This window comes from Brotaphodocola sp. (genome assembly GCF_050873065.1).
Lineage (GTDB): Bacteria > Bacillota > Clostridia > Lachnospirales > Lachnospiraceae > Brotaphodocola.
This window is the reverse complement of the sequence record NZ_JBNMIC010000089.1, coordinates 1-6,756: the sequence shown is the minus strand read 5'-3', so window position 1 is coordinate 6,756 and position 6,756 is coordinate 1. Positions and strand designations below refer to the sequence as shown.

General features: G+C 48.3%; 5 protein-coding genes and 1 pseudogene. 4 read left to right on the top strand and 2 right to left on the bottom strand.

The annotated features are described in order from the left end of the window. Positions 1 to 256: hypothetical protein (locus tag ACR0QE_RS12825; protein WP_432628729.1), on the top strand; the 256-nt coding region annotated here is incomplete at its 5' end. Between the two features lie 196 nt (positions 257 to 452). Here the strand turns inward: ACR0QE_RS12825 and ACR0QE_RS12820 are convergent. Beyond that, positions 453 to 962, bottom strand: a complete 510-nt coding sequence (locus ACR0QE_RS12820; RefSeq protein WP_432628728.1) for a COG2426 family protein — start codon at positions 960 to 962, stop codon at positions 453 to 455. A 300-nt stretch (positions 963 to 1,262) separates the two neighbouring features. On the opposite strand from ACR0QE_RS12820, the gene ACR0QE_RS12815 reads away from it, so the two are divergent. Both ACR0QE_RS12815 and cls read left to right on the top strand, forming a co-directional pair. Then, the gene (locus ACR0QE_RS12815) at positions 1,263 to 3,257 is read left to right on the top strand and encodes an LTA synthase family protein (protein WP_432628727.1); all 1,995 of its coding nucleotides are present in this window, start codon (positions 1,263 to 1,265) and stop codon (positions 3,255 to 3,257) included. Between the two features lie 161 nt (positions 3,258 to 3,418). Beyond that, positions 3,419 to 5,002, top strand: coding sequence for a cardiolipin synthase (gene cls, locus ACR0QE_RS12810; RefSeq protein WP_432628726.1), 1,584 nt, complete (start codon positions 3,419 to 3,421; stop codon positions 5,000 to 5,002). Between the two features lie 81 nt (positions 5,003 to 5,083). Here cls and citC read toward each other — a convergent pair whose 3' ends face one another. Beyond that, positions 5,084 to 6,169, bottom strand: coding sequence for a [citrate (pro-3S)-lyase] ligase (gene citC / locus ACR0QE_RS12805; protein ID WP_432628725.1), 1,086 nt, complete (start codon positions 6,167 to 6,169; stop codon positions 5,084 to 5,086). Between the two features lie 207 nt (positions 6,170 to 6,376). Between citC and ACR0QE_RS12800 the strand changes: the two are divergent. Then, a pseudogene (locus ACR0QE_RS12800) lies at positions 6,377 to 6,756 on the top strand (hypothetical protein); the annotation flags it as partial.

The following is a 6,756-nucleotide window of genomic DNA, read 5'->3' as shown; positions in this document are numbered from 1 at the left end:
GAAACTGGCAGTTGAGACCGGTTACTGGAACAACTTCCGCTTCAACCCGGCAGCTGAGAAGAAGTTCACCCTGGACAGCAAGGCTCCGAAGATGGAAGGCTATCAGGACTTCCTGAAGGGCGAGGTTCGTTACGCTTCTCTGGCTATGAAGAATCCGGAGAGAGCAGCTAAGCTGTTCGCTAAGAACGAGAGCGAGGCTAAGGAGAGATATGAGTATCTGTCCAAGCTGACTGCTCTGTACAGCACCGAGGAGTAATCCATTCGGAACTGTGAGAACATAGCGTCGAGTGATCGAATATAGAAAGCCCCACCGTGAGGGCAGATGAAAATCTGTCTGAGCGGTGGGGCTTTTTTGCATAGCCATGGAGGAAAAAATGAGAGTCTGGGGCAAAAAAACACTCCCTCCATCAGAAATCAATCTTTGGATTCTCTGATGAGAGGGAGCATTTTGGTTAGCCAAACAGGAAGCCGAGCAGGCCGTAGGAGACAAGGGACATGATGACGGTCGCGAGAGCGATACCGATCAGGATCGAAGGAATCGATTTCTTGAATTCCATGTGCAGGAGTGCAGCGACGAGAGAACCCGTCCACGCGCCGGTGCCCGGAAGCGGGATGCCGACAAAGAGGGTGAGTCCCCAGAAACCGTATTTCTGAATGTTGTCCTTGTTCTTGTCTGCCTTTGCGCGAACCCAGCGGGCAATCTTGCCGAGTCCCGGAACATTCTCCATCCAGATGAGAACATGCTCAATCAGGAGAAGAATAAATGGAATCGGAAGAAGGTTGCCAAGGATGCAGATCGGAATGGCGCGTGTGATCGGGACATTTAAGAGTGCCGGAGATGCGGCGAGCAGTCCGCCGCGAAGCTCAAGGATCGGGATCATGGAGATGATGAAGATGATAGCCTCTTTTGATACCTTTCCGCCAAGCAGGGCGGTGAGACCCTGTACAATCGTATCTGTCATTGTTTTTTCCTCAATTCTGTCTATATTCTTTTTTTCTTTTCGATTATATGCGATCTAATCGAAAATTTCAATTTATTCCAGATAAGATTTCCTTACAATTTTCAAAAGAAGGTGTTTTTCAAAATGTCCAAATGCAAAACCGCAGGAAAAGGGCAAGGCGAAGAAAGGGAAAAGTGGAAAATCGAACGATTTTGCAAAAAAAATATAAAAAAATGACCTGTCGTTTTTTGACAAAATATGGTAGAGTGTGTTTGAAAATGATTTTGTGGAATGGAAAAGAAAAAGGGGAACAATGAGATTGTGAAAAAATATTGGATTTTACTCGGAAAATTATTTGGTCTGGCGCTTCTTTTGGACCTTGTGATGGAACTTTTAAGCAGGAAGTCTCTGATCGGGCTTTTCAGTTACAGTGTGGGACACTTCCCCGTGTTTCTTGCGAATGCACTTTTGCTGCTTCCTCCGTTTCTGCTGATTCTGTTTACGAGGAGAAAGGTGTTTTTGGCGGGAATCCTTGTGATCTTAGGACTGGCGATGGGATTGATCAACGGGGTCCTTCTCGTCTTTCGGACTACGCCGTTTACGGCATCGGATTTGAGACTCGTCAAGTATGCGCTGAGTCTTTTAAACACTTATCTGACCTGGTGGCAGATTGTGCTTGCGGCGGCAGGGCTGGTCCTTGCTCTGGCTTTTGGTGCTCTGCTCTGGAAACTGGCGCCGGTGGATGATACGCCGGTTTGTCTGCGAAAATCATTCTGTGCGGCAGTTGCCGGTCTTCTCATCAGCTGGGGTGGGCTTCATCTGGCGATTCTGACCGGAATTTTAGCTCTTCACTTTGGAAACATCGGCCAGGCGTATCAGGATTACGGCTTTGTCTACTGTTTTTCCAATTCGCTTTTTCATACGGGAATTGCACGGCCGGATGACTATGACAAGACGTCCGTGAAGCAGGTTGAGAGGGAAGATCTTGAGACTGCGGATCTTGAGGTCGGAGAGACATATTCACTCAGTGAGTACCAGACTCCGAATATCATCATGTTGCAGCTGGAATCCTTTTTTGATCCGACGCTCTGGGAAAAGAATCCGGTGGAGAAGGATCCGATTCCATTTTTCCGCTATTTAATGGAACATTTTCCGTCCGGTTATCTGAGCGTGCCGTCGGTCGGAGCGGGGACGGCAAATACCGAGTTTGAGTGTATCACAGGGATGAATCTCGACTTTTTTGGGCCGGGAGAATATCCATATAAGACCGTTCTTCAGAAGACGGCATGTGAGAGCATGGCATTTGATATGAAAAATCTGGGTTATCACACCCATGCGATCCACGACAATGAGGCGACATTCTATGACCGTCACAAGATTTTCGCCCAGCTTGGATTTGATGATTTCACGCCGATTGAATATATGTACAATGTGGAGCGCAATCCGACCGGGTGGTGTAAGGACAAGATTCTCGTCGGGGAGATTGAGAAAGCGCTCAACTCAAGTGTAGGGCAGGATTTCATTTACACGATCTCCGTGCAGGGGCATGGAAAATATCCGTCTTTTGAGTACTACTGCCAGCAGATTCATGAGATGGACGGATTTGTAAAGCGCCTTGTGCGGATGCTAAACGCGCGAAAGGAACCGACGGTTCTTGTGATGTACGGCGATCATCTGCCGGGATTTGAGTGGAGTGCGGATGAGATGAAAAATCAGTCGCTGTTTCAGACAAATTATGTGGTGTGGAACAACCTGAATCTTCCGGCTAAGAAGCGCGATGTCGAGAGCTACCAGCTTGCAGCCTATGTGCAGGATCTTCTGAATCTGCATGAGGGAACCATGTTCTGTTTCCATCAGAATTATCTGAGAAATCAGGAACAGGCAGATCCAAACGCCGGAAATCAGGAAGACTTAGAAACGGAAGAACTGAAAACGAAAACAGATGCGGAAGAGAAATCCGATGAGAGTACATACCTTGCAGATATGCAGCTGCTCGAGTATGATATCCTCTATGGCGATCAGGAAATCTATGGCGGAACCTCGCCTTACCATACGGTGAAGATGGAGTTTGGCATCGACCCGATCATCCAGAGGAGTACATACCGGGGAGAACATCAGGTGATCGTTTTTGGATCCGGATTTAACGCATATTCCAAGATTTTTGTCAATGGAAAGCAGGTGGACACTCCCTACTGGACGGAAAACCGTCTGATTGCACCGGAAGTTGCCTTAAAGGGGGATGATGAGATCACCGTCCGCCAGGTGGGGCGCGACAAGGTGCCGCTCGGAACAGCGCGCAAGGCGCCGGGAGCGTAAAAGGAAAAAGAGACGAAACATCTCGGTATCAAGACGAACAGATAGACACTGCTGCACGATTCGTTTATTGTGCCGGGGCGAAAAGTGTGATAAAGTAGAGGATAATTCGATTTCAAAGATTCTTTTACAGAAATATTAGAGAAACAACGTTCAGGAGGCGAATGGCGTTGAAGGAAGACAAGAAAAAACTGGTAAAAAAGACTTCTGGAAAACTTCTCAGAATTATTTTTGGACGAACGACGTTTGTGATTCTCTCTTTGATTGTGCAGATCATGGTTCTGTGTCTGACGTTTGAGTGGCTGAAAAATCAGGCGTTCTACTTTTATGGCGGTTTTACGATCCTGAGTGCCGTCGTCGTAATCTACATTCTCAACAAGAGCGAAAATCCGTCCTACCAGATGTCATGGATTATCCCGGTCCTCGTGTTTCCGGTATTTGGCGTGATGTTCTACCTGTTTATTGAGACGCAGCCGGGAACGAAGAATATTGCGAAACGTCTTCAGAAATTGCAGCTTGAGACAAAGCCGTGGCTCAAGCAGGATCCGGCAGTCATGCATCAGCTCTATGAGGAGAGCCGCGGAGTCACCGGCCTTGCGGTCTACATGAATCATTACGGCGGGTATCCGGTTGTGAAAAACACCCATGTGGAGTATTTTCCGCTCGGAGATGACATGTATCCGGTGCTTCTTAGAGAACTTCGGAAAGCAAAGCGATATATTTTCATGGAATTTTTCATCATTGACCGCGGGGAAATGTGGGGAGAAATTCTGAAAGTTCTTGAGGAGAAGGCGAAGGCGGGAGTGGAAGTGCGCGTCATGTACGACGGAATGTGCTGTCTGGCACTCCTTCCGTATCGTTATCCGGCGCAGCTTGAGAAAAAGGGGATTCGGTGTAAGATGTTTTCTCCGATCCGTCCGGCGCTCTCTTCTTATCAGAACAACCGGGATCACAGAAAAGTTGTCGTGATCGACGGTCATACAGCGTTTACCGGAGGCGTGAACCTCGCAGATGAGTATATCAATAGAAAAGAGAGGTTCGGCCATTGGAAGGACACGGCGATCATGCTTAAAGGGGATGCGGCCCAGAGTTTTCTGATGATGTTTCTCCAGATGTGGAATGTCACAGAGCGGACAGAGGAAAATTATGAGCGGTACCTGCCGAAGCGCTCTCACAACTGGCCAAAAGATCTTGACCGGAGCGGGTATGTGATGGCATATGGGGACAGTCCGCTCGACCAGGAGACCGTCGGACAGCATGTCTATATGGATATTCTCAATGAAGCGCGCTATTACGTCCACATCATGACTCCGTATCTGATTCTTGACAGTGATATGATCACGGCGTTGACATTTGCCGCAAAGCGGGGGATTGAGACGACGATCATCATGCCGCACATTCCGGACAAGATCTATGCCTATTTGCTTGCGCGCTCCTACTATGAGGAACTGATCCGTGCCGGTGTGCGGATTTATGAGTATACGCCGGGATTTGTGCATGCAAAGGTGTTCACGAGCGATGATGAGAAGGCGGTTGTGGGCTCCGTGAATCTCGATTACCGGAGTCTCCATCTTCATTTTGAGTGTGCGACCTATATTTATCGGAATCCAGCTGTCGGACAGGCAGAGCAGGATTTTCAGGAAACTTTGAAAAAGTGTCAGAAAATCACGTTGGAGGACTGCCGGGATTTCCCGTTTGTAAAGAAAGCGATTGGAAAGACGCTGCGCATTTTTGCGCCGCTGATGTAAAAATAGAAACACAAAAAATCTGCGTCAGATCTTATCTCGGAAAAGAGTTTCTGAGTTGAGAACTGGCGCAGATTTGGTTTTTTAGTAATGCCGCACTTCCGCAGTCCCCCTAATTTTCGCAATCACAGGCTCTGCTTTTTCAGAAGTGAAATAGCGGTAAGTGGTTTCTGGGACGAGAGCGCGGAGTGCCTCAAAATCTCCATCCTTGATCTTGGTGCGGACGTCGGAAGCGCTGATTGCCCCGTCATTTCCCGTCTTTCGAGGGATGATTGTGCAGGTGAGACCGGCGGATTCGAGTTCTTCTTTCATCACCTGATTGTAGATTCCGGTTACCTGGCTGAATGGCTCCTCCCCGACAAAGCGGTCTGTGATGCCAAGTGCCGAGGCGATTCTCGTGAAGATCTGGATGTCAAGTTTTGCATGAGAACGGATGACAGTGTCCGAATCCTTTAAGAAATAGGATGGAAACGTCGCGTTCGAGATCATGTAGGGACCTGTGCGATGGAAGATCAGGTTCTTGAAGACGGCAGATCCTTCTTTCACGAGCTGTTCGCGGACGGCAAGCGGAACGAGGGAGACATCTTCTGAGACGACAAACACATGCAGAAGTTCCGTGCGGGAGGAAGCCTGTTCTATCAGGTACTGGTGACCGAGGGTGAACGGATTGGCATTCATGATCACGGCACCGATATGACCGCTTGCCTCTGGATTTGTGTTTCTCGTGATTTGGGGCAGGGCATCCTCGGTCTCGCACTGAAGATTTTTTAGATAGTTCTCAAATCCGGTGCGGCGGTTTTCCATAAAGACGAGTTTTCCTTCCACGCGCGCGATCTCGTAAAAGCCGAGGTCACGGAAAAAGCGGGCAGTTGTGATTTTTGTGTAGAGAAAGAGATCGGTGCAGCCGCGGGAAAACTGATAATCCATTAAAGCTGTGACAACCTGGTTCATCAGTCCCTCGCCCTGATGGTCGGAAGAGACTGCCATGCAGCGGAGTGTGTTGGAAAAGCAGGAGCCGGTTGCGACGAGGTTGTAGTCTTCGTCGAACAGGCCGATGCTGTAATCTAAGTTTTTATCGCGCTCAATTCCCTCTTTTTCGAGAAGGGCATCCATCTGACGGCAGGCGCGGCGGTCTGACGTAGTGATCTGGCTGACGGTATATTCGGACATAAAAAATCCCCCTTTGTGTTAATCATAAATTTCTAATCATAATTTATTGGATCCATGCAGGATTCTTTGACATAGGAATATTATAGCGGATTGCGGGGGAAAATGCGAATAGAAGATTTCTTATGTTTCCTATTTATCTTGAGTTATGGTTACTGTTTGTGCAACGCGTGAACAGTAACGAGTTATGGATATGGAGGGGAAGAGCGCATGGAAGACGGGATGGAACTTAAATGGAATGAAGAAAATTTTCAAAAACGAGGTTTCCAAAAACAAGAGTTGAGCGGACAAGACCGGAATGAGAATCAGAATGCAAAGAATCGAAACCAAAATGGAAAGAATGGGAGCGGGCAGAACCAGCAAAATGGATCGCAGAGCCGGGGGCAGGATCAGGCGCCGGAGGCATACGGGGAGATGACGCTCGATGAAAACAGCAAGAAGCGGAGAATTCAGCTTCTCTCGATCATCGGGGAGGTGGAAGGACATGAAAATCTCTCGGGAAATGCAAAGGCGACGAAGTATGACCATGTGCTTCCGCAGCTCGCAAAGCTGGAGGATGACGACAGTGTGGAGGGACTGCTCGTTCTCTT

What these genes read in the sequence shown, in the direction of transcription:
- cls (WP_432628726.1), top strand. Translation starts at nt 3,419, where the DNA reads ATGGCGTTGAAGGAAGACAAGAAAAAACTGGTAAAAAAGACTTCTGGA.
- ACR0QE_RS12820 (WP_432628728.1), bottom strand. Translation starts at nt 962, where the DNA reads ATGACAGATACGATTGTACAGGGTCTCACCGCCCTGCTTGGCGGAAAG.
- citC (WP_432628725.1), bottom strand. Translation starts at nt 6,169, where the DNA reads ATGTCCGAATATACCGTCAGCCAGATCACTACGTCAGACCGCCGCGCC.